The following is a 26089-nucleotide window of genomic DNA, read 5'->3' as shown; positions in this document are numbered from 1 at the left end:
TCCTTAGGGGCGAAGGGGCAAAAAAAACCAGGGCGCGAAGGCGCGAAGGGGAAAGGGCTCAAAAGCCGCGCCAGCAAACGATTGCAGCGCAACAAAACCCTGTAATCTAGCGCAAGGACGCCTAGGCGGCAAATGGGGCTGAAAAGGCCCTATTTCCCTAGTGGACACACTGCAACATAACGCCCGGTTCATGCGCTATTATCGGAGGCATAAAGCCGGAGTATTTATTGAAGCTGCATACCGATCCTGCGACGGCCGCTCTGAACACCGTCACCGCCTATGGTGACGGCTATATCGAGGTCAACCAGGTACGTTTTTCCTCCTCGGTCGCTTTTGGCCCCGAAGGCGAAGTTACCCATTGGCCCGTAGAGTCGCCGGCCGACATCACCCCCACCCTCTTGCGTCAGGCGGCCGGATTGTCCGAGCCCGTCCGCGACCCGCTGGCTTTCCTGGACGAACCCGAAGCCACCCCCAGCCGCCCGGCCAATGCGCCCGAAGTGTTGCTGGTGGGCACGGGCGGCCGGCAACAGTTCCTGCGTCCCGACGTGCTGCGTCCCCTGTTGGCGGCGGGCATCGGCGTGGAAATCATGGACACCCACGCTGCCTCTCGCACCTACAACATCCTGATGGCGGAGGGCCGGCGCGTCGTCGTCGCCCTCATCCCCCCCAACGGAGATCCCCAGACATGATGCCGATCATAGGCAAACCCGCCCCGCTGTTCACCGCTGAAAGCACCATTGGCCCGATCAGCCTCGAGCAATGCCAGGGCCGCGCCGTGATTCTGTACTTCTATCCCAAGGACAACACCCCTGGCTGCACCACCGAAAGCCAGGATTTCCGCGACCTGCACGCCGACTTCCTGTCGGCCAGCGCCGTGGTGGTCGGGATCTCGCGCGATTCCCTGAAATCGCACGAGAACTTCAAGGCCAAGTACGAACTTCCTTTCCCTCTCATCTCCGACGCCGACGAAACCGTCTGTAATCTGTACGGCGTCATCAAGCAGAAGAATATGTACGGCAAGCAGGTGCGCGGCATCGAGCGCAGCACCTTTTTGATCGATGCCTATGGCGTGCTGGTGCAGGAGTGGCGCGGGGTGAAGGTCCCGAACCACGCCAAGGAAGTCCTGCAGGCCGCAAAAAGCATCGGTTAGCCGTGCACAGGAATACCCGTCAGGCGCTATAGCCGGCCCATACTGGAGAGTGACGCATATGCCGCTTCCGAAGTTGCCTACCCGCCCCGCAGCCATCCTGACCTTCCCCTCGGGCGAAACCGCCCGGGCGCAGGCCCGCACCCCCAAGACTGCCGCTGCGCGGTCGAACACCCAGGCCGCATTGGCCGAGGACGACGAAGACGAGCTGCTGATGCAGCCCGAACTCGAAGGCATGGCCGCACCGGCCCGCAAGGCGCAGATTCCGGCGCCTGCTCGCCAGGTGCCCCCGCCGGCGCCCACCGCGCCGGCGCCCCGCGCTGAAGCCCGCCAGGCCAAACCCGCCACGGCTCCGGCCAAGCGCGGCAAGGCCCGTGCCCAGAACGCGCCGCGCAAGCTGTTCGTGCTGGACACCAACGTGCTGCTGCACGACCCCAGCTCGCTGTTCCGCTTCGAAGAGCACGACATCTTCCTGCCGATGATGACGCTCGAAGAGCTGGATCACCAGAAAAAGGGCATGTCGGAAGTGGCGCGCAATGCCCGCCAGGTCAGCCGGTCGCTCGATGCGCTGGTGCAGGACACGACCCAGCTGGACGATGGGCTGGAACTGGCCAAGCTGGGCAACAAGGACGCCACCGGCCGCCTGTTGTTCCAGACCACCGCCATCCACAGCACCCTGCCCTCGGACCTGCCCATGGGCAAGGCCGACAACCAGATCCTGGGCGTGGTGCGGGCCCTGCAGGAAAAGTACCCCCAGCGCGAAGTCGTCCTGGTGTCGAAAGACATCAACATGCGCCTGAAGGCGCGTGCGCTGGGCATGGCCGCCGAAGACTACTTCAACGATCACGTCCTGGAAGACTCGGACCTGATGTATTCGGGCGTGATGCAGCTGCCCGAAGACTTCTGGAACAAGCACGGCAAGGACGTCGAATCCTGGCAACAGGGCGGCACCACGTTCTACCGCATCCACGGCCCGTTGTGCTCGCAGTTCGTGGTCAACCAGTTCGTCTACTTCGAAGGCCAGATGCCCCTGTATGCCCAGGTGCGCGAGGTCAGCGGCAAGATGGCGGTGCTGGCGACGCTGCGCGACTACACCCACGGCAAGAACAACGTCTGGGGCATCACGGCGCGCAACCGCGAACAGAACTTCGCCATGAACCTGCTGATGAACCCGGAATGCGACTTCGTGTCGCTGCTGGGCCAGGCGGGCACGGGCAAGACGCTGCTGGCGCTGGCCGCGGGCATCACGCAGGTGCTGGAAACCAAGCGCTACACCGAAATCATCATGACCCGCGTCACGGTGCCCGTCGGTGAAGACATCGGCTTCCTGCCCGGCACTGAAGAAGAGAAGATGCTTCCCTGGATGGGCGCCCTGGAAGACAACCTGGACGTCCTGAACATGGGCGAAGGCGAAGGCAACGGGGACTGGGGGCGCGCCGCCACCATGGACCTGATCCGTTCGCGCATCAAGGTCAAATCCCTGAACTTCATGCGCGGCCGCACCTTCCTGAACAAGTACCTGATCATCGACGAGGCCCAGAACCTGACGCCCAAGCAGATGAAGACGCTGGTGACCCGCGCCGGCCCCGGCACCAAGGTGATCTGCCTGGGCAACGTTGCCCAGATCGATACGCCCTACCTGACCGAAGGCAGTTCGGGCCTGACGTTCGTGGTCGACCGCTTCAAGGGCTGGCCGCATTCGGGCCACGTCACGCTGCAACGCGGCGAACGTTCCCGCCTGGCCGATTACGCCGGGGATGTATTGTAGCCCCCACGCTACGCCCACTAACGTGGGCTAGCTGCCCCCCAAGGGGGCGGTTTCCCCTTGGGGCGGCCCGGCGGGGAAACGATCTTCCGATGAGCAAAGAAAAAACCCCTTGATAAATCAAGGGGTTTTTCTTTTTTCCGCCGCCGGACGATTACTTGTCCGCGGCGTTGGTGATGGCGTTGCCGGCCCGCGACATGTCTTTGCCCATGCCCGCAACGGTATTGCAACCGGCGAGCACGAAGCCGAACACGACGAAGGCGGTCAGCACGATCTTGCTGCGCATGCTGGCGCTCCTGAGGTGAAGAAACGAGTCCGGGGCGTACTTTAAACGATTTGGACGCGCAGCTCGCCCAGGCCTTCAACGCCGCCGGTGATGACGTCGCCCTGCACCACGGCGCCCACGCCTTCCGGGGTGCCCGTGAAGATGATGTCGCCCGGTTGCAGTTCAAACAGGGTCGACAGGTAGGCAATGCTTTCCGGCACGTTCCAGATCATCTGGGAGATGTCGCTGACCTGCTTGCGCTGGCCGTTCACGTCGAGCCAGATCGCGCCCTTGTCCAGCGTGCCGACCACGCTGCGCGGGTGGATCGGACCCAGCGGGGCCGACAGGTCGAAGGCCTTGCCCACTTCCCAGGGGCGACCCTGCTTCTTCATCTCGCCTTGCAGGTCGCGGCGGGTCATGTCCAGGCCCAGGGCGTAGCCCCAGACGCATTCGTTGGCCTCTTCGACCGCGATGTCACGGCCGCCCTTGCCCAGCACCACGACCAGTTCCATTTCGTAGTGCAGGTTGGAGGTCTTGGGCGGGTACGGCATCTTGCCGGTTTCGCCATCGGCCACGCTCAGTACGGCATCGGCAGGCTTGCAGAAGAAGAAGGGATCTTCACGGCCGGTGAAGCCCATTTCCTTGGCGTGCTCGGCGTAGTTGCGGCCGACGCAATAGACGCGGCGCACGGGGAACAGCGCGGCGCTGCCGGCTACGGGAACCGCGGTTTGCGGCTGGGGAGGCAATACGTAGTCCATGATCGATCAACCTATGACGAGTGAGGCAGCCCGGTGGCCAAAAATCATCCGCGAGTTTATCCCTTTCCGGGGGGACGGGGGGCCCCGTCCGGAAAGGCGGCGATTCGGCCTTGGGGCGCGAGTTTCAGGAAATTGTAGGGATTTCGCCGTCAAACACGACCAGCCGCTCGATGAATCCGGCAATGTAGGCCTTCATTTCCTGGTGGGCGGGTGAAACCTGGTAGCGGTCGTGGGCGGCGGCATCCGTAAACGTCGCCACCACGGCATGGGTCAGCCCGTCGGACCGGCTGGCCTGGTTGGGCCGGAAGGCGTAGCCCGCCACGCCATCGCATTCGGCCAGGATGCGGTCGCAATAGGCCTGCACGTGGGCATGAAAGCGCGCATCGGCGGCGCCGGACAATTGCAGCATCACGATATGCAAGAACATCAGGATTCCTTTTTCTCACGGAAGACCGCCAGCCAGGCCCGGGACACCAGGCCCATGATGCCGTCGCGCAGCAGCAGGACGCACAGGACGAAGATCGCGCCCTGGACGATCAGCACCCAGGACCCCAGCGGGGCCAGGTAGTTCTGCAGCGACACGAAGGTGAAGGCGCCCGCCAGCGGGCCGAACACGGTGCCGATACCGCCCAGCAGCGCCATCAGCACCACCTCGCCGTTGGCGTGCCAGTGCACGTCGGTCAGCGATGCCACGCCGAACACCAGCACCTTCAGGCCGCCCGCCAGCCCCGCCACCGAGGCCGACAGCGTAAAGGCCAGCAGCTTGTAGCGCGACGTGGAATACCCCAGCGAGCGGGCGCGCTGTTCGTTGTCGCGCACCGAACGGATCACCTCGCCAAAGGGGGAATTCAACACCCGCAGCACGAAGGCATAGCCCAGCGCGAACACGGCCAGCGTGAAGTAATACATGGGCATCACGCCTTCCAGGTCGAACAGGCCGAACAGCTTGCCGCGCGGCACGCTCTGCAAGCCGTCTTCGCCCCCGGTAAAGCCCGCCTGCACCGCGATGAAGTACACCAGTTGCGACAGCGCCAGCGTGATCATGGCGAAGTAGATGCCCTGGCGGCGGATGGCGATGGCGCCGAACGCCAGCCCCAGCAGGCCGCCGGTCAGCACCCCGGCCAGGAGGCCCAGTTCGGGCGTGGCGCCCAAAAGCTTCATGACGATGCCGGTGGCATACGCCGCCGCGCCAAAGAAGGCCGCGTGGCCGAACGACAGCAACCCCACATACCCCACCAACAGGTTGAAGGCGGCGGCGAAGAGCGCAAAGCACAGCACCTTCATCAGGAACGTCGGGTAGACGAACCAGGGCGCGGCCAGCGCCACCACGGCCAGCACCGCCATGCAGACGCGCATGGCGCGGCGGCTCAGTTGCACCGGCTGGCGAGTCGCCTCGGCGGCCAGCACGTTCTGCACCTGCAACGGCTTGCCGAACAGGCCGGCGGGCTTGCACAGCAGCACCAGCACCATGATGATGAAGATCGCCAGGTTGGCCGCTTCCGGGTAGAACACCTTGGTCAGCCCTTCGATGATGCCCAGCCCGAAGCCGCTGACGATCGCCCCCATGATGGAACCCATGCCGCCGATCACCACCACCGCGAACACCACCACCACCAGGTTCGAACCCATCATCGGGCTGACCTGGTAGATCGGCGCGGCGATCACCCCCGCCACCGACGCCAGCGCCACGCCCAATGCGTAGGTCAGCGTGATGAGCAGCGGCACATTGATGCCGAACGAGCGCACGATGGTCGGGTTCTCGGTGGCGGCGCGCAGCATCGCGCCCACCCGCGTCTTCTCGATCAGCACCCACACCGCCAGGCACAGGACGAGCGACACCACCACCGCCCAGCCGCGATACCAGGGCAGGAACATGAAGCCCAGGTTCACGCCCCCCGACAGCGCCTTCGGTATGGTGTAGGGCAAGCCCGACACGCCATAGGCCTGGCGCAGGCCGCCTTCGATCAGCAGCGCCAGGCCGAAGGTCAGCAGCAGCCCGTACAGGTGATCCATGCGATAGGTGCGGGAAATCAGCAGGCGTTCGACCACGATGGCGAACGCCGCCATGATGAGCGGCACCAGCACCAGCGCCGCCCAGTAGTTCACCCCCAGGTAGTTCAGCAACATCCAGGCCAGGAAGGCGCCCGCGGTGTACTGCGCGCCATGGGCGAAGTTGATGATGTTCAACAGGCCGAAAATCACCGCCAGCCCGATCGAGAGCAAGGCGTAGAAGGAGCCGTTGATCAGGCCGAGCAGGAGCTGGCCGAATAGTGCCGTGGACGGCACGCCGAATATTTCGAACACAGGATTCTCCCCCTCAGACACCCAGGCGGCGCGCGATCCGGGCGGGATCGTTGCGCGCCTCTTGCGCCGACAACTGGTCGGCCACGCAGCCATGCTCCATCACGTAGTGGCGATCGGCCACCTTGGTGGCAAAGCGAAAATTCTGCTCGACCAGCACGATGGTGAAGCCGCGCTCCTTGAGCGTGCGGATAGCCTGGCCGATCTGCTGCACGATCACCGGGGCCAGGCCTTCGGTGGGTTCGTCCAGGAGGATCAGCTGTGCGCCCGTGCGCAGGATGCGGGCGATGGCCAGCATCTGCTGCTCGCCGCCTGACAGGTTGCCGCCGGAGCTGGCGCTGCGTTCGCGCAGGTTGGGAAACAGGGTGTAGATTTCATCGAGCGACATGCCGCCGTCGGCCAGGCGCGGCGGCAGCATCAGGTTCTCGGTCACGTTGAGGCTGCGGAACACCGCGCGCTCTTCCGGGCAATACACCACCCCCAGCCGCGGAATGCGATGCGGCGCCAGGCCCACCGTTTCCTGGCCGTTCAGGCGAATCGAGCCGCGGCGCTTGTCCAGGATGCCCATGACGGCGCGCAGCAGTGTGGTCTTGCCGGCGCCGTTACGGCCCAGGATGGTGACCAGTTCGCCACGCCGCACCTCGATGTCCACGCCATGCAGCACGTGCGATTCGCCGTACCAGGCGTTGAGGTCTTTGATCGACAGCATCAGGCCTCTCCCTCGTCCGAGCCCATGTAGGCGGTGATGACGCGCTCATCGCGCGAGACGGCCGCATAGTCGCCCTGCGCCAGCACCGCGCCGCGCGCCAGCACCGTGATGGTGTCGGACAGGTCCGCCACCACCGACAGGTTGTGTTCGACCATCAGGATGCTGCGGTTGGCCGACACGCGGCGGATCAGCGCGGCGATGCGGGCCACGTCTTCCTGGCCCAGGCCCGCCATGGGCTCGTCCAGCAGCATCACCTCGGGCTCCAGCGCCAGGGTCATGGCGATTTCCAGCGCGCGCTTGCGTCCATAGGGCAGCAACGCGGCGGTGGTATCGGCCAGGCCGTCCAGGCCCACGGCCTCGAGCAGGGCCAGGCCCTGGTCGTTCAGGCGGTCGACGCTGCGGCGGCTACGCCAGAAACGCAGGCCGTCGCCATGCTGGCGCATCAGCGCCACGCGCATGTTCTGCAGCACCGTCAGCCCCAGGAACACGGCCGAGATCTGGAACGAGCGCACGATACCCAGGCGCGCGATCTGCTCGGGCGCCAGCGCCGTGATGTCGCGGCCGCGGTAATGGATCACGCCCTGATCCGGCGTGAGGAACTTGGTCAGGAGGTTGAAGCAGGTGGTCTTGCCGGCGCCGTTGGGGCCAATCAATGCATGGATGGAGCCTTCGCGCAGGGCCAGGGACACGCCGTCGACGGCATTGAAGCCGCCGAACCGCTTGACCAGCCCCTGGGCGGACAGAACCGCTTGGGTGCTCATGGCGCGTCTCCTACATGCGGGCCAACAGGCCGCCGTCAATGGCCAGCACATGGCCATTGACGAAGGACGCGCCCGGCGATGCCAGGTAGACCACGGCCGGCGCGATGTCTTCCGGCGCGGCCCAGCGCCCGGTGGGCACCGCCGTGGCCAGGAATGACTGGAACTGGGGGTTATCCTGCAGCCCCTGCGTGAAATCGGTGCGCACGAAACCCGGCGCCAACGCGTTGCAGGTGATGCCGCTGGCGCCATACTCCACGGCCAGCGCACGGGTGAAGGCGGCAATGGCGCCCTTGGCGGTGGCGTAGGCGGCGATGTTGGGCATGGTGGCCAGCCCGGCCACGGACGACATCAGCACGATGCGGCCGAAGCCGCGGGCGGCCATGGCGGGCAGCACCGCCCGGGCGCAGTGGAACGCGCCATTGACGTGGACGTTCTGCAACGCCTGCCATTCGGCGGGCGTCATCTCGACCACCGGCTTGCGGTTCTGGTTGCCGGCGTTGCTGACCAGCACGTCGATCTGCACGCCCTCCGCTTCCAGCTGCGCGACTGCCTGGGCCACGGCAGCGCCGTCGGCCACGTCGAACACCGCGCTGCGCGCGGTGATGCCCGCCTGCGCCAATTGCGCGCAAGCCGCATCGCAGGCCGCCTGCGACAGGTCGTTGATCACCACGTGGGCCCCTGCCCGGCCCAAGCCGGCTGCAATGGCATAGCCCAACCCGCGCGCGGCCCCCGTCACCAGCGCGGTGCGCCCGGCCAGCCCGAAGGTCTGGCCCAGATAGTCCTGATTCAAGCTTGTCTCCTTGTCTTATATGCACCGGATCTCTGGGTCCGGCCTGTGCCCCCGCCGTTCTGTTTGGTTGAAAACGACGTTGACATTAATCTCAATATACGCGACTATTTTTAAACACTCAATAACAAGATTTTTCGCTTATCTTCTATAACGAGTTCTGGCTAGGAGACATCATGGCCCTCGAAACCCCCGGCTGCCCCGCAGCCAATGCGCTGCCGCCCTTGGCTTCGCGTTTTCTGAAAGTCGACGAATTACCCTGGAAACCCACGCAGGTGGAAGGCATCGATATGAAGGTGCTGATGCAGGACAAGGAATCAGGCTTGTTGACCGCCCTGTTCCGCTGGCAGCCCGGCACCGAACTGCCGCTGCATGAGCATGTCGAGGTCGAACAGACCTACGTGCTGGAAGGCTCCATCGTCGATGCCGAAGGCGAAGTGCGCGCCGGCGACTACGTCTGGCGTCCGCGCGGCAACCAGCACGTGGCGCGCGCGCCGCATGGCGCGCTGGTGCTCAGCTTCTTTCTCAAACCCAACCTGTTCATCGACGCCTTCGCCGGCCAGAAGCTGGAATAGGCGCCGCGCCGGCCGCATCCGCGTGACCGTCCGGCACAGGACGGCGCGCAACTAGACATAAAGCCCCCAAGGAGACAAACCATGAAGACCCGTTTCAAGCTTTGCCTGGCCGCCTGCGCGCTGGGTGCGGTTTCGCTGTCGGCCCACGCCCAGGTGTCGGACGACGTCGTCAAGATCGGCGTGCTGGGCGACCAGTCCGGCATGATGGCCGACCTGTCCGGCAAGTTCGGCGTCGAGGCCGTGAAGATGGCGGTCGAGGATTTCGGCGGCAGCGTGCTCGGCAAGCCCATCGAGGTGGTGTCCGCCGATCACCAGAACAAGGTGGACATCGGCGTATCCATCGCGCGCCGCTGGTACGAGAACGAGAAGGTCGACCTGATCCTGGACGTGCCCAATTCCGCCATCGCCCTGGCGGTGCAGGACCTGACGCGCCAGATGAAGCGCGTAGTGATCTTCACCAGCGCCGGCTCGGCCGACCTGACCGGCAAGGCCTGCTCGCCCAACGGCATCCACTGGACCTACGACACCTACGCCTACGCCACGGGCGTGGCCAACGGTGTGATGGAAGACGGCGGCAAGAGCTGGTTCTTCATCACGTCCGACTACGCGTTCGGCCATTCGCTGGAACGCGACGCCATGGCGGTGGTCAAGGCCAAGGGCGGCCAGGTGGTCGGCAGCGTGCGCCACCCCATCGCCAGCGCCGACTTCTCGTCGTTCCTGCTGCAGGCCCAGGCGTCCAAGGCGCAGGTGATCGGGCTGGCCAACGGCAGCGGCGACACCATCAACAGCATCAAGCAGGCGTTCGAGTTCGGCATCATGGGCAGCAAGCAACGCGTGGCTGCCCTGTTCATGAGCATCGTCGACGTGCGCAGCGTCGGGCTGGAATACGCCCAGGGCCTGAACCTGGTCGAGCCGTTCTACTGGGACCAGGACGACAAGGCGCGCCAGTGGTCCGAGCGCTATTTCAAGCGCACCGGCCGCATGCCGTCGATGGTGCAGGCCAGCAACTACAGCGCCACGATGCACTACCTGAACGCGGTCAAGGCGGCCGGCACCGATGCCTCCGAAGCCGTGCTCAAGAAGATGCATGACACGCCGATCAACGACTTCATGACCGACAACGGCCGCATCCGCGAAGACGGCCGCGTCATGCGCGACCTGTATCTGTTCCAGGTGAAAAAGCCCGCCGAATCCAAGCGCGACTGGGACTACTACACGCTGGTGCGCAAGATTCCCGCCGAACAGGCTTTCCGCCCGCTCAACCAGGGCGGCTGCTCGCTGGTGAAGTCATGACGGACGACGCTTCTCAACTGTTGGCCGGCAAGCGGGCCATCATCACGGGGGGCGCCAACCCCCGTGGCATCGGCGCCGCCATCGCCGCACAGTTCCTGGCGCAAGGCGCCACCCTCGCGGTGCTGGACTACGCCTATCCGGATGAGGCCGACGCGGCCTTGGCCGGCGGCCGCGTCAACCTGCATTGCGACGTGTCCAGCACGGCGTCGTGCGAACAGGCCGTAGCCCTGGCAGCGCAAGCGCTGGGCGGGGTCGACGTGCTGGTGAACAACGCGGGCATTGTCGCCGCCACCCGAATCTGGGACCTGGCCGAGGACGAATTCCGCCGCATGCTCGACGTGAACCTGACGGGCACCTACAACGTCACGCGCGCCGCCCTGCCCCGGCTGCTGGAAAGCGACCGCCGCCCGGCCATCGTCAACCTGGGATCCACCGCCGCGCTGCGTGGCGGCGGACTGCTGGGCGGCTCGCACTATGCCGCATCCAAGGGCGGCGTGATCAGTTTCACCAAGGCGCTGGCGCGCGAACTGGGCCCGCGCGGCGTGCGGGCCAACTGCGTGGCGCCGGGCATCATCGAAACGGACATGACGCTCGGCAAATTCGGCGAAAATTGGGAGCAAGAACTCAAACAGGGCATTCCGCTGCAACGCTTCGGCTCACCCGCCGAAGTCGCGCAGGCCATTCTTTTCCTGGCCTCGGACCTGTCCTCCTACTCAACCGGCATCGTGGTCGACGTCAACGGCGGCTTCCACATTCACTAGGCGCGCCTGCAGCAATGAGCACTCCCGATCGCATGTTGTCCATCCTCGATCTTTTCCGCGACGACACCACCGCCGCCTTCCAGGAGGACGTCATGGCGCATCTGGAGTGCTCGCGCGCCACCGCCTACCGCTATCTCAAGTCGCTGACCGAAAGCGGCCTCCTGGCGCCGACCGCGGGCGGCGCCTATGTGCTGGGCTCGCGCATCATCGAGCTTGACCGCCACCTGCGCCAGCACGACCCGCTGATGCGGGCGGCGCGCGAGGTCATGCGCGCCACCGGCGACGAGCTGCATGCCAACCTGATGCTGTGCAGCTATTACGGCGACAAGGTCATGTGCGTGGACCGCTACTGGACCGACCACTCGATCGAATCCAGCTACGCGCGCGGCCGCCCCTTTCCGATGTTCCGCGGCGCCACCGCGAAACCCATCCTGGCCAACCTGCCGCCCTACCAGTTGCGCAACCTGATGCTGTGGCACGCGGCTGAAATCCGCGAGGCCGGGCTGGGCGAAGACTGGGATGCGTTCCGCGCCAACCTGAAACGGTTGCGCACCGCTGGCGTGTGCGTGTCGCATGGCGAGGTCGACCCCGGGCTGATGGGGATTGGTTCGGCCATCTTCAGCCCCGACCAGAAGGTCGTCGGCAGCCTGGTGTTCATCGCAGCCGAGGCCCGCACGCCGCCCGATCGCCTGGCGCTGCTGCAGTCGCGTATCCAGACTGCGGCGTCCGAGGTGTCGCAGAATCTGCTCGGCCCGCAAAACAACGGCGCGGCGGCGATCGGCATCATGCCGTCGCGGCCGCGCCGCTTGAAGACGCCGGCCGGGGCAAGCCCGGCGCGGCGCAAAGCCTGAGTATCAGGCCTTGTTGTAGCGTTCTGCGCTCTTGACGATTTCCTCGTGGGCGGCGTCGACGCCCTTCCAGCCCTTGACCTTGACCCACTTGCCCTTTTCCAGGTCTTTGTAGTGCTCGAAGAAGTGCTGGATGCGAGCGACGTCTTCGGTCGGCAGGTCTTCGTACGACTTGATGTTGCGGTACGGGGGGTACAGCTTTTCGATCGGCACGGCCAGCAGCTTGGCGTCACCGCCCGACTCGTCGTCCATTTCCAGCACGCCGATGGCGCGGCAGCGCACCACGGCGCCGATCTGGATAGGGAACGGGGTCAGCACCAGCACGTCGGCGGGGTCGCCGTCTTCGGACAGGGTCTGCGGGATGTAGCCGTAGTTGCACGGGTAGTGCATGGCCGTCAGCATGAAGCGGTCAACGAAAATCGCGCCCGTGTCCTTGTCGACCTCGTACTTCACCGGGTCGGCGTTCATGGGGATTTCGATGATGACGTTGAAGTCTTCCGGCAGCTTCTTGCCGGGGGACACGCGATCAAGACTCATGATTAAACCTTGTTGGTCTGAACTGAAAAGGGATCAAAGCGAACCGTCGTCCTTGAACGGCGGCTTGGTGGTCGGCACCGGCGCGGCAGGCGCGGCGGGCTTGGGCACCGCCGGCGCCGCGGGCGGCACTGGCGAGTAGCTGGGTACGGGGCTGTCGAAAGCCGCAGCCGGAATCGGGGCGCTGTCGAAATACTCGTCGAAGTCGGACGAGCCGCCCGCCACGGGCGCGTCTTCCGGCGCCAGCGCACGGGCCTGCTGTTCCTTGCTGGCGCGCGCATCCGGATCCAGCACGTAGTCGGACGCGGAGGCTGCCACCGCGGGCGGCAGCGCGGGATAGTCGCCGCCGATGTCGGCATCGGCATCCGACAGGCCCACCGCGTAACCGCCTTCGGCGTCGACGCGATAAGGATCCGAGCCGATGTCGGCGGCCGGCAGCGACGCGTCGGCGGCCAGCACCGGCAGCGCCATGCTGGCGGCCGTGGCCAGGCGCCAGTGGCGCACGGCGTCGGCCGGGCGATCCAGGCGGTCGTACAGGCTGCCCAGCAGCGCATGGGTCTGCGCATCGCTGCGGCGCGACAGGCTGCGCAGCAGATAGCGTTCGGCCTGGCCCCACAGCTGGCCGTTCAGGCACAGCATGCCCAGCGCGGTCAGCAGATCGGGATCGGTCGGGCGCTGTTGCAGCCAGGTTTCGGCCTTGGCCAGCCGGCGCGACACTTGTTCGGCGTCGCAGCGGGCGTAGGCGGCGACCAGCGCGGGATTGAATTTCACGGCGATGGCGGCTTCGAGCACCTTGGCGGCCTCGTTGGCCTCGCCCGCCGCCTCGAACGCCGCGGCGCCAGCCAGCGCCACTTCGGGCAGCAGCCGTTCTTCGGCCTTCAGGTCCTTCCAGATGGCGCGCCAGGCATCGCTGGCGGCCCCGGCGCGCAGGCGCGCGGCGCCGGCGACGTCGATCAGGTGATCCCCTTCGGTGCGGGCCAGGGCATTGCGGCGCAGCAGGCCGCGGGCCAACGTGAAGACCTGTTCATCGTGGCCCAGGGCCGTATGCGCGCGCAGCAGCAGGCGCATGGTGTGCAGGTGGCGGGCGCCGCCGTCGGCCAGCGGCGACAGCACGGCCAGCGCGCGCTCGGCGCGACCCTGGTCCAGCAACATGTCGGCCGACACCGTGGCGGTGGCTTCCACCAGGCCAGGGTCGGTGCCCGCTTGTTCCTGGGCGTTGGCCAGCAGGCGGTCGCGGCGGTCGAATTCGCCCAGGCCATGCGCGGCGCGGGCAGCGGACAAGGCGGCCAGCACGCGGCGGGTCTGCACCTTGGTCTGCTCGAGCAGCTTGGTCAGGTCTTTTTCGGCGTGCGAATAGCGGCCTTCGAGCAGGCCAATCCAGCCACGCTCGAGCAGTTCGTGGTCGCGCGCCTGGGCGCGCTTGCCGCGCCACGCACGCACGCGGTCGGGAATGGCCAGCAGCCAGGCCAGCAGCCGCAAGCCCACGTACAGCACCACGAATGCCCCCACGATCAACAGCACGGCCAGTGTGAGCGACATGGAAATGCGCCACGGCCAGACCAGCAGCAGGACGTTGCCGGAATGGGAGCGCAGCACCACCGCCAGGGCAACGGCGATGACGGCAAGCAGCAGAGTCCAGAACCAGGTACGCATGGCCTTAGTCCTGGTCGGAGGTCTTGAAGCCGGCGGCCCGCAGGGCGGCGATGGCGTTCAGGCTATCCGAGACGTCGGGCATGCGCACCGCGATGTCGGTCTGTGCCAGTTCGCGGGCCAGGGTCTGGGCCGCGACCGTGTCGGGGGAACGATTGTCGAAGTACTTGGCCAGCGTGGTGCCGACGTTGTCGAGTTCGCTCTTCCAGACGGCGGGCTGGCGCATCAACATGGACAGCTGCACGGTGAGCAGGCGCTGGCGCAGCGTGGCGCGCACCTGGTCGGCCTGTTCGGGCGACAGCAACAATGCAGCAGGTTCGTCGACGCGCTGGATGGTGATCAGGCCGCCCAGCTCGTGGGCCAGCGCGGAACCGGCGCGGCCGGGCCACGAGGCCACTTCGGCGCGCCAGCGCTGCCACCAGGGCGCTTCGGCCGGCAGGCCGGCCTGCGGATCGATCGTCGGGGCCGGGGCCGCGGGACGAGCCTCGCTGGCCGGAGCGATGCCGGGGGCGGCGGCGTCCGGCACCAAAAGGGGTGCCTTGCTGAGCAGCGCCGACAGGCGTTCGATGCGAGCGGACTGCGCCGGGATGTCGACGGTGGACACGGCGCGCAGGCGATCCAGGTCGCCGTTGATGGCCTGTTGCAGGCTGGAGAAACGCGGACGGTCGGCGCGCGCCAGGCGCGATTGCGCGGTTTCCAGCGCGACGATGGCGTTGGACACGTTGCCGGCCAGGCGCAGTTGCTGGCTGCCGATGGTGAGCAGGCGTTCGACGTCGTTGGCCAGCAGTTCGTCGCTGGCGCTGTCGTTGAAGTTCTGCCAGGCCTGTTGCAGGGCGTTGTACTGGCTTTGGGTTTCGCGGACGGTGTCTTCCAGATCGCCAAGGCGGCCGGCCTGGGCTTGCGCCAGCGCCAGCGCTTCGCGGGTGTCCTTGCGGGCCTGCGCGAGATCGGTCGTGAGCGTATCGAGGCGCGTGGCGACCTCGCGTCCGGCGGCGACGAACTGGGTACGCTGCTTCCACAGCGCAAAGCCCAGGCCGACGGCCAGGAGGATGACGAGGATGAGCGCGGTGACCAATGGGCCACTGCCGCGCTTGGCCGGACGGGCCTTGACGGGATCGGCCGGGGCCGATGCGGGCGCGCTGGCACCCGGGGCGGCCGGGTGAACGGCCGGATCGGTAGCGGGAGTCTTGTCTGTCATGACGCGATTGTATTCGGTGTCCGTCCGATGCAACGAATCAAGCAGCAACAAAAGCCTGGAAAATCGACTCGTCGTTGGGCAAGCAGATTTTTACCATTGCTTGCGTAGCCTTGCCAGGCGCGGGCTGCGGCACGCGCCGTGCCAGCGAGGGATGTGTCAGCACGAAGCCGCAGTCGGCCCACCACGGGGCCAATCCGGCCGCCTGCAGGGCATCGCGCACGGCATCGGCGCCCTCGCCGCTGGTGATGAGCCAGCAAGGCGTCACACCGTCCGCGGCCCAGCGTTGCAGGGTGGCCAACTGATTCGCGTCCCAGTGCGCCGGGCAGCGCTGGTAGGCCGCATGACGTGTCACGGCAACGCCATGCGCCTGCAATTGATCGCCCAGCCAGTCCCTGCCCTGGGTGCCGCGCACCAGCAGCACGCGCCGCGGCAGCTGCGGCAGGCCGCAAAGCACGTCCCAGAGGGCCTCGGAATCATGGCTGGCGGCGTGCTCGCCGGGATGCAGGACTGTTGTATTCGCGCCAAAACCGGGCAGTTCGAACAGCCCGGCCGCACTAGTGGGGCCCACGGTGGCCGCCGCGACGTGCGCCGGCCAGGCTGCCGCGCCGTCGGCCTGACGCAACTGGTCCAGGTACTGCCGCGCCGCATTGCCGCTGACGAACACGACCATGTCGTAGTCGGCCGGCCGGGGCAGGCTGGCAGCGGGTGCGGGCAAGGGATGGATTTCCAGCGCGGGCAGGATGAAGGCGCTCCAGCCGGCGGCGTGCAGCCGGCCGGCCAGGGCCTCGTTGCGACCGGCAGGCCGCGTCAGGACGGCCACGCGCAGCGCTTGAGCGGCGGCGGCCTTGCCCATCAGTCGGGTTCGGCGTCTTGCAGCAGCTCGTCGAGAATGGCCTGTGCGCCGGCATCGAACAGCTCGGCGGCGACCGCCTCGCCAATCGCCTGCGCCTGGGCCAACGGGCCGGTGCGTTCAGCGTGCAGCATGCGCGTGCCATCGGGCGATGCCACCAGGCCCCGCAGGGTCAGGCTGTCGCCCGAGATTTCGGCGTAGGCCGCCAGCGGCACCTGACAGGAACCGCCCAGGCGCCGCGATACGGCGCGTTCGGCCAGCGAGCACAAGGTGGCCTGCTCGTCATTGAGCGGGGCCAGCCAGGCACGCAGGTCGTCGCGGTCGTCGCGGATCTCGATGGTCAGCGCGCCCTGCCCGGCAGCGGGCAGGCAATCAGACGGATCGAGCAAGCAGCGGATGCGGTCGGTGAGGCCCAACCGGTTCAAACCGGCGGCAGCCAGCACGATGGCGTCGTATTCGCCGCGGTCGAGCTTGCCCAGGCGGGTGTCCAAATTGCCGCGCAGCGGTTTGACCACCAACTGCGGATAGCGTGCGCGGATCTGGGACTCGCGGCGCAGGCTGGACGTGCCCACCACCGCGCCGGCCGGCAGATCGGCCAGCGTGGCATAGCGGCTGGAGACGAAGGCGTCGCGCGGGTCCGCACGGTCGAGCACGGCGCACAGTTCGAACGGCGCCAGCAGATCGACCGGCATGTCTTTCAGACAGTGCACGGCCAGATCGGCACGGCCGTCGAGCAACGCGTTTTCGAGTTCCTTGACGAACAGACCCTTGCCGCCCACCTTGGACAGGGTGCGGTCGAGGATCTGGTCGCCTCGGGTCGTCAGGGTGAGGAGTTCAACCGCGCACGCTGGGTACAGCGTGCGCAGCCGATCGCGCACATGCTCGGCTTGCCACAGGGCAAGCCGGCTGGCGCGGGTCGCAATGACCAGGCGTTGTGGCAGTGACACGAGGCGTCATCAAACGAAGTTGGAGACGATGACCGTCGCGACTACCCCGAGGATGGCCAGCACGAACAGGCCCTGCAACAGGCTCAGGCCCGATTCGGATTGCTGGGGATCGACGGATCTACGCAGACTCATGTGCTGATTCCTTGGAAGCGGTTTTGCGGCTTGCCAGCCACCGTCCAAGGACAACAACGAGCAAGGCGCCGATAATTTCAGCAGCGATTTTAACCGTAGTGGGCTGAACGCCGAATTGACGTTCGACAACCACATCGGTAATAAGCATGCCGCCCGCGATCCAGCCCAGCAGCGCCGCGCCAAACGTAACAACCAGCGGGTACTTGTCGATCAGCTTCAGGACCAGCGTGCTGCCCCAGATGATGATGGGCACACTGACGACCAGGCCGAAGATCACCAGGCCGATCTGGTGATCGGCGTGGGCGTTCTGAGCGGCACCGGCAATGGCGATGACGTTGTCCAGGCTCATCACGAAGTCAGCGATGATGATGGTCTTGATGGCGGACACGATGGATGTCCCGCCCTTGACGTTCCCGTGCGCGTCGTCCTCGGGGACCAGCAGCTTGACGCCGATCCACACCAGCAACAGACCGCCCACGACCTTCAGGAACGGAATCGACAGCAGGGTCAGTGCGAAGGCGATCAGCACGACGCGCAGGATGATGGCGCCGGCGGTGCCCCACAGGATGCCCTGCATGCGTTGCTTGGGCTCCAGGTTGCGGCAGGCCAGCGCGATGACCACCGCGTTGTCGCCGCCGAGCAGGATGTCGATAAGGATGATCTGGAATACCGCTGCCCAACTCAGCGTCTGGAAAAACTCAAGCAATTTGAACCCCCGAAGGCATTTATCAAAAGAAAAGCCGGCCCCGTGCCGGCCGACCCGCCGCGCTGTGGGCGCGGGGGGTCAATTCAAAACAACTTATTATTGTAGTTCAGCTTTCAGTCAGCTTTCTGGCGAATCAGCAAAACTTTACCGATTGCCAGGACCAGCATCGCGCCCAGTACTCCTGTCAGGAGCCCGAAGCTGTGCTGGGTCATGCCCAATGCCGCGTCGATGCGCGCCACCGGTTCTTGCAGGGCCGGATCACCCACCAGCAGTTCGCCGGCAATGAAGCCCAACAGCGCCGCCCCCACCCACACGATGAGCGGGAAGCGTTCGATGACCTTGAGCAGCAGCGTGCTGCCGAAAATCACCAGCGGAATACTGATCGCCAGACCCAGCACCAGCAGGGTCGTGTCGCCCATTGCGGCGGCGGCAACCGCCACCACGTTGTCCAGGCTCATGACCAGGTCGGCAATCATGATAGTGCGGATTGCGGTCATCAGGTTGCCATGGGTCTTGCCGTCGCCCTCTTCTTCGCCTTCGGGCAGCAGCAGCGTCACGCCGATGTACACCAGCAGCAGCGCGCCGATGAGCTTGAGCCACGGCAGCATCAGCAGCTTGGCGGCGACCAGCGTCAGCACGATACGCATGATGATCGCGGCGGCCGAGCCGATCACGATCGCTTTCTTTTGCTGCGCCGGGGGCAGCGACCGTGCGGCCAGCGCAATGACCACGGCGTTGTCGCCCGACAGCAGAATGTTGACCCAAATGATCTGGAGCAACGCTAACCAGAATGCCGCTGAACTGAGTTCCATACCTCTCTTTCCTAGGACGTGATCCCCCTAGGACAAACCAAATGAATGGGTGAAAAAGACAAAAAGACGTACTGACCGTCTTGGTGCGAGCCCGACGGCATTCTTGCTGGGTACGTGCGGAATTTCTTTCATTATAGTTTCGTTCAGCTTTCCGTATGTTTCACCGGCCGCATCATGGACACGGGCTTTCCCTAGGAAGCACCACAAAACGAACGAAAAAAAGGCCCGCCAAGGCGGGCCTTTTTGCCATGCAACCGACTTTACAGCACCGACTTGAGCAGCTTGCCCATTTCGGAGGGGTTGCGCGTCGTGCGGATACCGCAAGCTTCCATGACTTCCAGCTTGGCGTCGGCCGTGTCGGCGCCACCGGAGATCAGGGCGCCGGCGTGGCCCATGCGCTTTCCGGGAGGGGCGGTGACACCAGCGATGAAGCCGACGACCGGCTTCTTCATGTTGTCCTTGGCCCACTCGGCGGCGTTGACTTCGTCCGGACCGCCGATTTCGCCGATCATGATGACGGCGTCGGTGTCGGGATCGTCATTGAACATGCGCAGGACGTCGACGTGCTTCAGGCCGTTGATGGGGTCGCCACCGATGCCGACGGCGCTGGATTGACCCAGGCCCAGCTCGGTGACTTGCGCCACGGCTTCGTACGTCAGGGTGCCCGAACGGCTGACGATGCCGATGCGGCCCTTGCGGTGGATGTGACCGGGCATGATGCCGATCTTGATTTCGTCGGGGGTGATCAGGCCGGGGCAGTTCGGGCCCAGCAGCAGCGTCTTGCTGCCCTTGGCCTTCATGCGGTTCTTGACTTCCAGCATGTCACGCACGGGGATGCCTTCGGTGATGCAGATCACCAGATCCAGTTCGGCCTCGACGGCTTCCCAGATGGCGGCGGCGGCGCCGGCCGGCGGCACGTAGATGACGGACACGGTCGCGCCGGTGTCGGCCTTGGCGTCTTTCACCGAAGCGAAAATCGGCACGCCTTCGAAGTCTTCACCCGCCTTCTTGGGGTTCACGCCGGCCACGAAAGCGGCCTTGCCATTGGCGTACTCACGGCACATACGGGTGTGGAACTGGCCCGTCTTGCCCGTGATGCCCTGGGTGATGACCTTGGTGTCCTTGTTGATCAGAATCGACATTTGTGAATCCTTGGGTTTTCTTTGTACTGCCGGGCCGCCCCAAGGTGCGAAGCGCCCCCTTGGGGGGCAGCAAGCCTGAGGGCGCGGCGTAGGGGCATATTTACTTGACGGCGGCTACGACGCGGGTGGCGGCTTCGGCCATCGTGTCGGCGCTGATGATCGGCAGACCGGAGTCGGCCAGCATCTTCTTGCCGAGTTCTTCGTTGGTGCCCTTCATGCGGACGACCAGCGGCACGTTCAGGTTGACGGCCTTGCAAGCCGCGATCACGCCTTCGGCGATGACGTCGCAGCGCATGATGCCGCCGAAGATGTTGACCAGGATGGCCTTCACGCTCTTGTTCTTGAGCATGATCTTGAAGGCTTCCGTGACCTTCTCGGCCGTGGCGCCGCCGCCGACGTCCAGGAAGTTGGCCGGCTCGCCGCCGAACAGCTTGATGGTGTCCATCGTGGCCATGGCCAGACCGGCGCCGTTCACCAGGCAGCCGATGTTGCCGTCGAGCTGGATGTAGGCCAGGTCGAACTTGCTGGCTTCGATTTCAGCGGGATCTTCTTCGTCCAGGTCGCGGTAAGCGACGATTTCCGGGTGGCGGAACAGGGCGTTGGGGTCGAAGTTGAACTTGGCGTCCAGGGCGATGATGTTGCCCTTGCTGTCGCGGTTCAGCGGGTTGATTTCAACCAGCGAGGCGTCGGTGTCCATGTAGCACTTGTAGAGCTTCTGGAACACGTCAACGGCCTGGGCGGTCGAGTCGGCGGGCAGGCCGATCGCGTTGGCGATCTTGGTGGCTTGCTCGGCGGACAGGCCGGTCAGCGGGTCGATGTATTCGGTGATGATCTTTTCGGGGGTGGAGTGAGCCACTTCCTCGATGTCCATGCCGCCTTCGCTGGAGGCGATGAAGGCGACCTTCTGCGTGGCGCGGTCAGTGACCAGCGACACGTAGTATTCCTTCTGGATGTCGGCGCCGTCTTCGATGTACAGGCGACGGACCTTCTGGCCTTCCGGGCCGGTCTGGTGCGTGATCAGCTGCATGCCCAGGATTTCCGAGGCCAGCTTGCGCACGTCGTCGAGCGAGCGCGCCAGCTTGACGCCGCCGCCCTTGCCGCGGCCGCCCGCGTGGATTTGTGCCTTGACGACCCAAACCGGTCCACCCAGCTTTTCAGCGGCAGCCACGGCCTCGTCGACGGAAAGTGCGGGGATCCCGCGCGGCACGGGGACGCCAAATTGCTTCAGCAGTTCCTTGCCTTGATACTCGTGGATTTTCATGTGTTACCTGTCAGGACGTATGAGAAAGAGAAGGTGAATCGGAGGTCGAATCGGCCGATGCCTCAGCGCTGCCCCCGGTGTACCACTTGGGATAGTGCTCAGCCACCACCGGGCCGCCGGTGCTCAGGGCATGGCAGCCGTCCAGTTGGAATGGACGCCGGTTCGGGTTGCTTTCCTGCCGCCGGCGGTTGGCCATGGTCTGGACCGCCGCGGTGGGAAGCACCTGCGACAGCTCGGTCATGTGCGTACAGCCTTCGACATGGCCGAACCGTTCCTTGACCTGGCGGCGGAACCCCTTGAGCAGGTTCATGCCGATCAGGTCTTGGTAGGCGGATTCGATGGCCATGCAGTGCTCGCCATAGGGAGCGGCATCATAGACGGCCTGCGCGGCGACGATGGTGAAATCGCCGTCGATGGTGATGCGCAGGTGCATATGGTGGATGGGTTGCCCCGCCTTGAACATCTCGCCGTCGCGCTTGGGAAAATCGTACGCCTTGACGTCGATGAGCTCGGCTTCCAGGTCCCAGTTGCCGTCATCGCGCGCATACGACTGCACACGTATCGAACGCGTGTGCAGCGGCTGGCGAGGACAATCCGGCGGTGGCAAGGGCATGCTTGGGGCCTGCGGGGCGAAAAGGGCCGGGCAAAGAATGGTGCGCGGCAACAAAACCTTCAAAGTATAGCGCAGCCCGCCCTGCCCCAACCGTCTTGATGCACGCCGCGCCGCCCTGGCGCCAGCCCCACGGCCGCCAGGCGCATCAGCGTCGCGTCCACGGGGTGGCCGGACTGCCCATCCAGGCCTGGCCGGCGGGAATGCTTTCGCCCTTGAGCACCAGTGTCAGCGGCCCCAGGCGGGCGCCCTCTTCGACCCGGGTGTCGTACAGGATCGTGGTGCGCGGGCCGACATTGACGCCGTTGCCAATGCGAACCGGCCCGATCTTCATGACCCGGTCTTCGAACAGGTGGGTCTGCGGCCCCGACCAGGCGTGCAGCACGGCATCGTCCCCAATAAATACGCAGTCGTACTCGGTGACGTCGGTGGTGTCCATGAACACCCGCTTGCCGATCTTGGCGCCCATGCAGCGCAGCGCCAGCGGCAGCCAGGGCGTGGCCCGAAGGAAATTGAAGAAGTTGGGCACCGCGATGGACTCGTACAGGCTGGTGACGGCTTCGCTCTTCCAGACGAACGGCGTCCACATCGGCTCGGCGCGCGGCCGGTAGCGGCCGATCAGCAGCCATTTGAGCAGCACCAGGAACAGGAAGGTGCCCACGCCGTACAGCACGCCGGCCAGCATCAGCTCGTCGAAGGCAGCCAGGAAGCCGTCGCGCACGGCGATGGGGATGACCTTCATGACCGTCAGGTAGCCCACGGCGATGACCACGGCCAGCGGCAGGATCATGCGCATGCCCTCGACCGCGCCGCGCGCCACCTTGCGGCCCAGGCTGGGGCGGAAGGTCAGGTGCTCGGGAAAGCCGGCCGTCTGCTCGCGCGCCGGCAGCGCCAGCGGCGGATTGCCCAGCCAGGTCTGGCCGCTGGCCATGCGGGCGTTGGCGGGGGCGCGGCTCTGCACGCCGATGAGCACGTCGTCGGGCAGCACCGAGCCGTCCGGCACGTAGGCGCCATTACCGACGAAGCTGCGGTTGCCGATGACGGTGGGCCGCATGGTCATCCAGCCGCGGTCGATCTCCTCGTCGCCCAGCATCACGCCGTCGGCGATGAAGCTGTCGCGGCCCAGGGTCAGCATGTCGGGCACGATGCCCATCGCCGTGGAAATCTCGGTGCCCCGCCCGACCTTGGCGCCCAGCAGCCGGTACCAGGTGCCGGCGTAGATGGAGGCATACAGGCCGTGCAGCACGCTCAGGCTGGATTCCTGGATCTGGTTGGTCAGCCAGCGCCGCAGGTAGATCTGGCCGTAGACGGGCCAACGCCCTCCCGTCAGGCGCGGCAGCAACGCCCAGCGCAGCATGGCCGAGACTAGCACGGTCAGGAACAGCAGCAAGGCGCTGGCGGGCAAGGCCAGCAGCAGGTAGGCCAGGAACGCGTTGGGCCACCAGACGCGCGAGCCCATCAGGTCGAGCCAGCGCGCGTCGATCCAGTCGATCAAGACGAAACTGGGGAACACCGGCATGAAGAACAGCGCGGCGATCAGCGTGCCGCCGCCGGCATAGGCCAGCACGTCCAGCCGGGCCCAACGGCCTTCGCGCACCGGACGCGGCGGCAGGTCGGGGGCACGGGCCTGCGGGTCGTGGCGGGCCGGCGCGCCGGTCCAGATCTGGCCGGCGGGAATGCGCGACCCGGCAGGCAGGGACGACAGGCCTTCCAGGCGAGCGCCGTCTCCCATGGTGACGTTGCCCTGCACCACCGAATACGAGCCGATGTAGGCGTTGTCGGCCAGGACGATCGGGGCGACCTCCCAATGCGCGCCGCGCACTTCGAAGTTCTCCAGGTTGACCGCCGCGCCGATGCTGGCGCCGTCGCCCACGGTCAGCAGGTCGGGCGCGCGCACGGAAATGCGGCTGATCGCGGTGTCGCGGCCGATGCGCGCGCCCAGCGCCCGCAGGTACCAGGCCTGCAGCGGCGATCCGGCCAACAGGTGCGCGGGCGGGATGTCCAGCACGCGGTCGACCAGCCACCAGCGGTAGAAGGTCCAGCCATACAGCGGATAGCGGCCCGGCTTGAGCCGACCCAGGATGCCCCACTTGCACACCACCGCCACGCCAAAGCTGAGCAGGTTGCAGGCCAGGTAGCTGGCAATGGACAACGCCACCGCGCCCCAGACCGAATCGCCTTCGTCGCCGGTGAAGTAGTGATAGGTGAAGAACGGCGTCAGCCAGATCAGCATGCGCACGCCGATCAAGAGCGGCAGCACGGCCAACTGCGCCAGGCCACAGGCCCAGCGACGCCATTCGGGCGCACGTTCTGGCGCTGCGCCCTCGCCTGTGGCGCCAGCATCGGTCGGCACCACCGCCGCCTCGTGCGCCAGCGTGTCCAGCCGGGCCGCCAGTGCCCCCAGCACCGAATGCTGGTAGAGCTCGTGCATGGTCAGCGCCGAGAACTGCGGATGCTTGCGCAGCGACGACACCAGCCGCGCGGCCAGCAGCGAATGGCCGCCCAGGTCGCGGAAGAAGTCGCTGGCCAGGCGCAACGGCTGGCCTGGAAACAGCGGCCGCAATGCTTCGAACAGCGCGTGCTCGCCGGCCGATGCCGGAATGTCGTCTTCGCCGCTGGGTTCGGAAGCGGTGGCCAGTTCACGCGCCTTGAGCGCCTTGCGGTCGATCTTGCCCGAGGTCAGTCGCGGCACTTCAGCCACCAGCTCGAAGCGGGCGGGAATCATGTAGGCCGGCAACTCGGCCGCCAGCGCCGCGCGCAGCGCGTGCGGGTCGAGCCGGGCGTCGCCCTCGGGCGTCAGGAACGCCACCAGCTGGTCGATGCCGGCCAGATCGCGCAGCACCACGGCGGCGGCGCCCACACCGGCCTGGCGGTACAGGGCCGCCTCGATCTCGCCCAGTTCGACCCGAAAGCCGCGCACCTTGACCTGGTCGTCGCTGCGGCCCAGGCATTGGATCTGGCCGTTTTCATCGATGCGGGCCAGGTCGCCGCTACGGTACATGCGGGTGTCGTGCTCGCCCGTGGGGCGCGGATTGGCCAGGAATTTCTCGGCCGTCAGTTCGGGGCGCCCCAGATAGCCGCCGGCCACGCCGGGGCCGGTGATACAGAGCTCGCCGGTCTGCCCTTGCGGCAGCACCGCGCCGTCTTCGCCGCGGATCAGCATGCCGTAGTTAGGCAGCGGCGTGCCGATGGTGACGGGCTGGCCGGGCAGCAGTTCGGCCAGGCTGGCCGACACGGTGGCTTCGGTGGGGCCGTAGGTATTGAACAGCCGCCGGCCCGGCGTGGCCCAGCGCTGCACCAGGAATTCCGGGCACATCTCGCCGCCCAGGTTGACGATGCGCAGGCCCGGCACGTCGCGGCCGAACAGCGCCAGCAACGTGGGCACCGCGTGCAGCACCGTCACGCCTTCGCGCACCAGCGCCTCGGGCAGCGCCTCCGGGTCGGTGGTCAGCATCTTGGGGGCCACCCAGAGGGTCGCGCCGACCAGGTAGCTGATCCAGATTTCCTCGAACGACATGTCGAAGGCGACCGAAAAGCCCTGGTACACCTTGTCGCCCAGACGCACGCCCAGCACTTCGTTTTCGCTGCGCAGGAAGTGGCAGATGCTGGCCTGGCTGATGGGTACGCCCTTGGGCTTGCCGGTGGACCCCGAGGTGTAGATGACATAGGCCGGGTGCTCGGGCAGCAGCCCTTCGCGTCGGCGCAGTGGCCCGTCGACCGGCTCGGACAACTGCCAGGTGGTCCAGGTCAGCATGCCGTCCAGGCGCACGTCGCCGCCGGCAATCAGGCCGCGCGAACCCGCGTCCTGCAGGCAGACCAGCATGCGGTCGGCGGGCGTATCGGATTCGAACGGCAGCCAGGCGGCGCCCGCCTTGGCGATGGCAGCCTGCATGACCAGCAGGTCATCGCCGCGCGGCAGGCACAGGCCGACAATGTCGCCGGGCCGCACGCCCGCCTCGATCAGGTGGTGCGCGGCGAGGTCGGCGCGACGCCCCAGCGTGTCGTAGGTCAGTGATTGATCCAGCCATTGGATGGCGACAGCGGCGGGATGCCGCAGGATCGTGGCTTCCAGAATATCGGGCAACGTTTCCGCGGCAAGCAGATCCGGCCGATAAGGGCCTTGGAGAATCATAGGTACGGCAACAATCCGGTGAGTAGGATTTTTGCTTATTGACCCACAAGGCGCGGTTTCGTTCAAGCGGCGGCCAAAAAAAAACCCTGATTTGTGCGTGAGGTGCACAAACCAGGGGGCCGGGCTGCCGGGCCCGGCAGTCCGG

26 protein-coding genes are annotated in these 26089 nt (G+C 66.1%); 7 read left to right on the top strand and 19 right to left on the bottom strand.

Features of this window, described 5'->3' with window-relative positions; genetic code table 11:
• The first annotated feature begins 227 nt into the window (after positions 1-227).
• Genes AC3WMR_RS04130 through AC3WMR_RS04120 form a run of 3 tightly spaced genes read left to right on the top strand, consistent with a single transcriptional unit; the run spans position 228 to position 2915 of the window.
• The gene (locus AC3WMR_RS04130; protein WP_025140315.1) at positions 228-689 is read left to right on the top strand and encodes an Mth938-like domain-containing protein; all 462 of its coding nucleotides are present in this window, start codon (positions 228-230) and stop codon (positions 687-689) included.
• Complete coding sequence (locus AC3WMR_RS04125; RefSeq protein ID WP_025140314.1) at positions 686-1150, top strand: peroxiredoxin; 465 nt, start codon at positions 686-688, stop codon at positions 1148-1150. The genes AC3WMR_RS04130 and AC3WMR_RS04125 overlap by 4 nt, the downstream gene beginning before the upstream one ends.
• A 58-nt stretch (positions 1151-1208) precedes the next feature.
• On the top strand, positions 1209-2915 hold the full coding sequence (locus AC3WMR_RS04120) for a PhoH family protein (RefSeq protein ID WP_492262750.1): 1707 nt from the start codon (positions 1209-1211) through the stop codon (positions 2913-2915).
• A gap of 151 nt (positions 2916-3066) precedes the next feature.
• Here the strand turns inward: AC3WMR_RS04120 and AC3WMR_RS04115 are convergent, their stop codons facing one another.
• The 7 genes from AC3WMR_RS04115 to AC3WMR_RS04085 all read right to left on the bottom strand — a co-directional run bounded on the left by AC3WMR_RS04115 (position 3067) and on the right by AC3WMR_RS04085 (position 8496).
• On the bottom strand, positions 3067-3198 hold the full coding sequence (locus tag AC3WMR_RS04115) for an entericidin A/B family lipoprotein (protein WP_006388428.1): 132 nt from the start codon (positions 3196-3198) through the stop codon (positions 3067-3069).
• 41 nt (positions 3199-3239) lie between these two features.
• Complete coding sequence (locus AC3WMR_RS04110) at positions 3240-3935, bottom strand: fumarylacetoacetate hydrolase family protein (protein ID WP_492262749.1); 696 nt, start codon at positions 3933-3935, stop codon at positions 3240-3242.
• Between the two features lie 124 nt (positions 3936-4059).
• On the bottom strand, positions 4060-4362 hold the full coding sequence (locus tag AC3WMR_RS04105; protein WP_492262748.1) for a Dabb family protein: 303 nt from the start codon (positions 4360-4362) through the stop codon (positions 4060-4062).
• Positions 4362-6239 (bottom strand): ABC transporter permease, encoded by a 1878-nt coding sequence (locus AC3WMR_RS04100; protein WP_175193954.1) that lies wholly within the window; start codon positions 6237-6239, stop codon positions 4362-4364. Before AC3WMR_RS04100 ends, AC3WMR_RS04105 begins: the two co-directional genes overlap by 1 nt.
• A 13-nt stretch (positions 6240-6252) precedes the next feature.
• Positions 6253-6945, bottom strand: a complete 693-nt coding sequence (locus tag AC3WMR_RS04095; protein ID WP_492262747.1) for an ABC transporter ATP-binding protein — start codon at positions 6943-6945, stop codon at positions 6253-6255.
• A complete protein-coding gene (locus tag AC3WMR_RS04090) occupies positions 6945-7706 on the bottom strand; it encodes an ABC transporter ATP-binding protein (protein WP_492262746.1) in 762 nt (253 codons plus the stop codon). Before AC3WMR_RS04090 ends, AC3WMR_RS04095 begins: the two co-directional genes overlap by 1 nt.
• Positions 7707-7716: 10 nt before the next feature.
• The gene (locus AC3WMR_RS04085; RefSeq protein ID WP_492262745.1) at positions 7717-8496 is read right to left on the bottom strand and encodes an SDR family NAD(P)-dependent oxidoreductase; all 780 of its coding nucleotides are present in this window, start codon (positions 8494-8496) and stop codon (positions 7717-7719) included.
• A 173-nt stretch (positions 8497-8669) separates the two neighbouring features.
• Here AC3WMR_RS04085 and AC3WMR_RS04080 point away from each other — a divergent pair, with 173 nt between their 5' ends.
• From AC3WMR_RS04080 to AC3WMR_RS04065, 4 genes are all read left to right on the top strand, one after another.
• On the top strand, positions 8670-9068 hold the full coding sequence (locus AC3WMR_RS04080; RefSeq protein WP_175193951.1) for a cupin domain-containing protein: 399 nt from the start codon (positions 8670-8672) through the stop codon (positions 9066-9068).
• Positions 9069-9149: 81 nt separating this feature from the next.
• The gene (locus AC3WMR_RS04075) at positions 9150-10361 is read left to right on the top strand and encodes an ABC transporter substrate-binding protein (RefSeq protein WP_492262744.1); all 1212 of its coding nucleotides are present in this window, start codon (positions 9150-9152) and stop codon (positions 10359-10361) included.
• A complete protein-coding gene (locus AC3WMR_RS04070; RefSeq protein WP_492262743.1) occupies positions 10358-11122 on the top strand; it encodes an SDR family NAD(P)-dependent oxidoreductase in 765 nt (254 codons plus the stop codon). The genes AC3WMR_RS04075 and AC3WMR_RS04070 overlap by 4 nt, the downstream gene beginning before the upstream one ends.
• Before the next feature lie 14 nt (positions 11123-11136).
• Positions 11137-11973 (top strand): IclR family transcriptional regulator, encoded by an 837-nt coding sequence (locus tag AC3WMR_RS04065; RefSeq protein ID WP_492262742.1) that lies wholly within the window; start codon positions 11137-11139, stop codon positions 11971-11973.
• A 3-nt stretch (positions 11974-11976) separates the two neighbouring features.
• Here AC3WMR_RS04065 and ppa read toward each other — a convergent pair whose 3' ends face one another.
• From ppa to AC3WMR_RS04005, 12 genes are all read right to left on the bottom strand, one after another.
• Positions 11977-12507 (bottom strand): inorganic diphosphatase, encoded by a 531-nt coding sequence (gene ppa / locus AC3WMR_RS04060; protein ID WP_025140302.1) that lies wholly within the window; start codon positions 12505-12507, stop codon positions 11977-11979.
• A gap of 33 nt (positions 12508-12540) precedes the next feature.
• Complete coding sequence (locus tag AC3WMR_RS04055) at positions 12541-14157, bottom strand: heme biosynthesis HemY N-terminal domain-containing protein (RefSeq protein WP_492262741.1); 1617 nt, start codon at positions 14155-14157, stop codon at positions 12541-12543.
• 4 nt (positions 14158-14161) lie between these two features.
• Entirely contained in the window at positions 14162-15352 is a 1191-nt protein-coding gene (locus tag AC3WMR_RS04050) for a uroporphyrinogen-III C-methyltransferase (RefSeq protein WP_492262740.1), read from the bottom strand.
• 37 nt (positions 15353-15389) lie between these two features.
• A complete protein-coding gene (locus AC3WMR_RS04045) occupies positions 15390-16205 on the bottom strand; it encodes a uroporphyrinogen-III synthase (protein ID WP_492262739.1) in 816 nt (271 codons plus the stop codon).
• Entirely contained in the window at positions 16205-17149 is a 945-nt protein-coding gene (gene hemC, locus AC3WMR_RS04040) for a hydroxymethylbilane synthase (protein ID WP_492262738.1), read from the bottom strand. Before hemC ends, AC3WMR_RS04045 begins: the two co-directional genes overlap by 1 nt.
• Positions 17150-17158: 9 nt before the next feature.
• The gene (locus tag AC3WMR_RS04035) at positions 17159-17281 is read right to left on the bottom strand and encodes a hypothetical protein (RefSeq protein ID WP_006218348.1); all 123 of its coding nucleotides are present in this window, start codon (positions 17279-17281) and stop codon (positions 17159-17161) included.
• Positions 17268-17987 (bottom strand): TerC family protein, encoded by a 720-nt coding sequence (locus AC3WMR_RS04030; protein WP_183004008.1) that lies wholly within the window; start codon positions 17985-17987, stop codon positions 17268-17270. The genes AC3WMR_RS04035 and AC3WMR_RS04030 overlap by 14 nt, the downstream gene beginning before the upstream one ends.
• Before the next feature lie 113 nt (positions 17988-18100).
• Positions 18101-18799, bottom strand: a complete 699-nt coding sequence (locus AC3WMR_RS04025) for a TerC family protein (RefSeq protein ID WP_025140296.1) — start codon at positions 18797-18799, stop codon at positions 18101-18103.
• A gap of 260 nt (positions 18800-19059) precedes the next feature.
• Positions 19060-19941, bottom strand: coding sequence for a succinate--CoA ligase subunit alpha (gene sucD / locus AC3WMR_RS04020; RefSeq protein ID WP_025140295.1), 882 nt, complete (start codon positions 19939-19941; stop codon positions 19060-19062).
• Positions 19942-20041: 100 nt separating this feature from the next.
• Positions 20042-21202: an ADP-forming succinate--CoA ligase subunit beta gene (sucC, locus tag AC3WMR_RS04015; protein WP_013392544.1), complete on the bottom strand. Its 1161-nt coding sequence runs from the start codon at positions 21200-21202 to the stop codon at positions 20042-20044.
• Between the two features lie 10 nt (positions 21203-21212).
• Positions 21213-21815 carry a DUF2889 domain-containing protein gene (locus AC3WMR_RS04010; protein ID WP_175193942.1) on the bottom strand — a complete coding sequence of 201 codons (603 nt, stop codon included), beginning with the start codon at positions 21813-21815 and terminating at the stop codon, positions 21213-21215.
• 145 nt (positions 21816-21960) lie between these two features.
• Positions 21961-25944: a Pls/PosA family non-ribosomal peptide synthetase gene (locus AC3WMR_RS04005; RefSeq protein WP_492262737.1), complete on the bottom strand. Its 3984-nt coding sequence runs from the start codon at positions 25942-25944 to the stop codon at positions 21961-21963.
• Positions 25945-26089: the final 145 nt, after the last annotated feature.

The organism is Achromobacter sp. FW305-C-28, from assembly GCF_058783235.1.
This window is presented reverse-complemented; position numbering and strand designations above follow the sequence as displayed.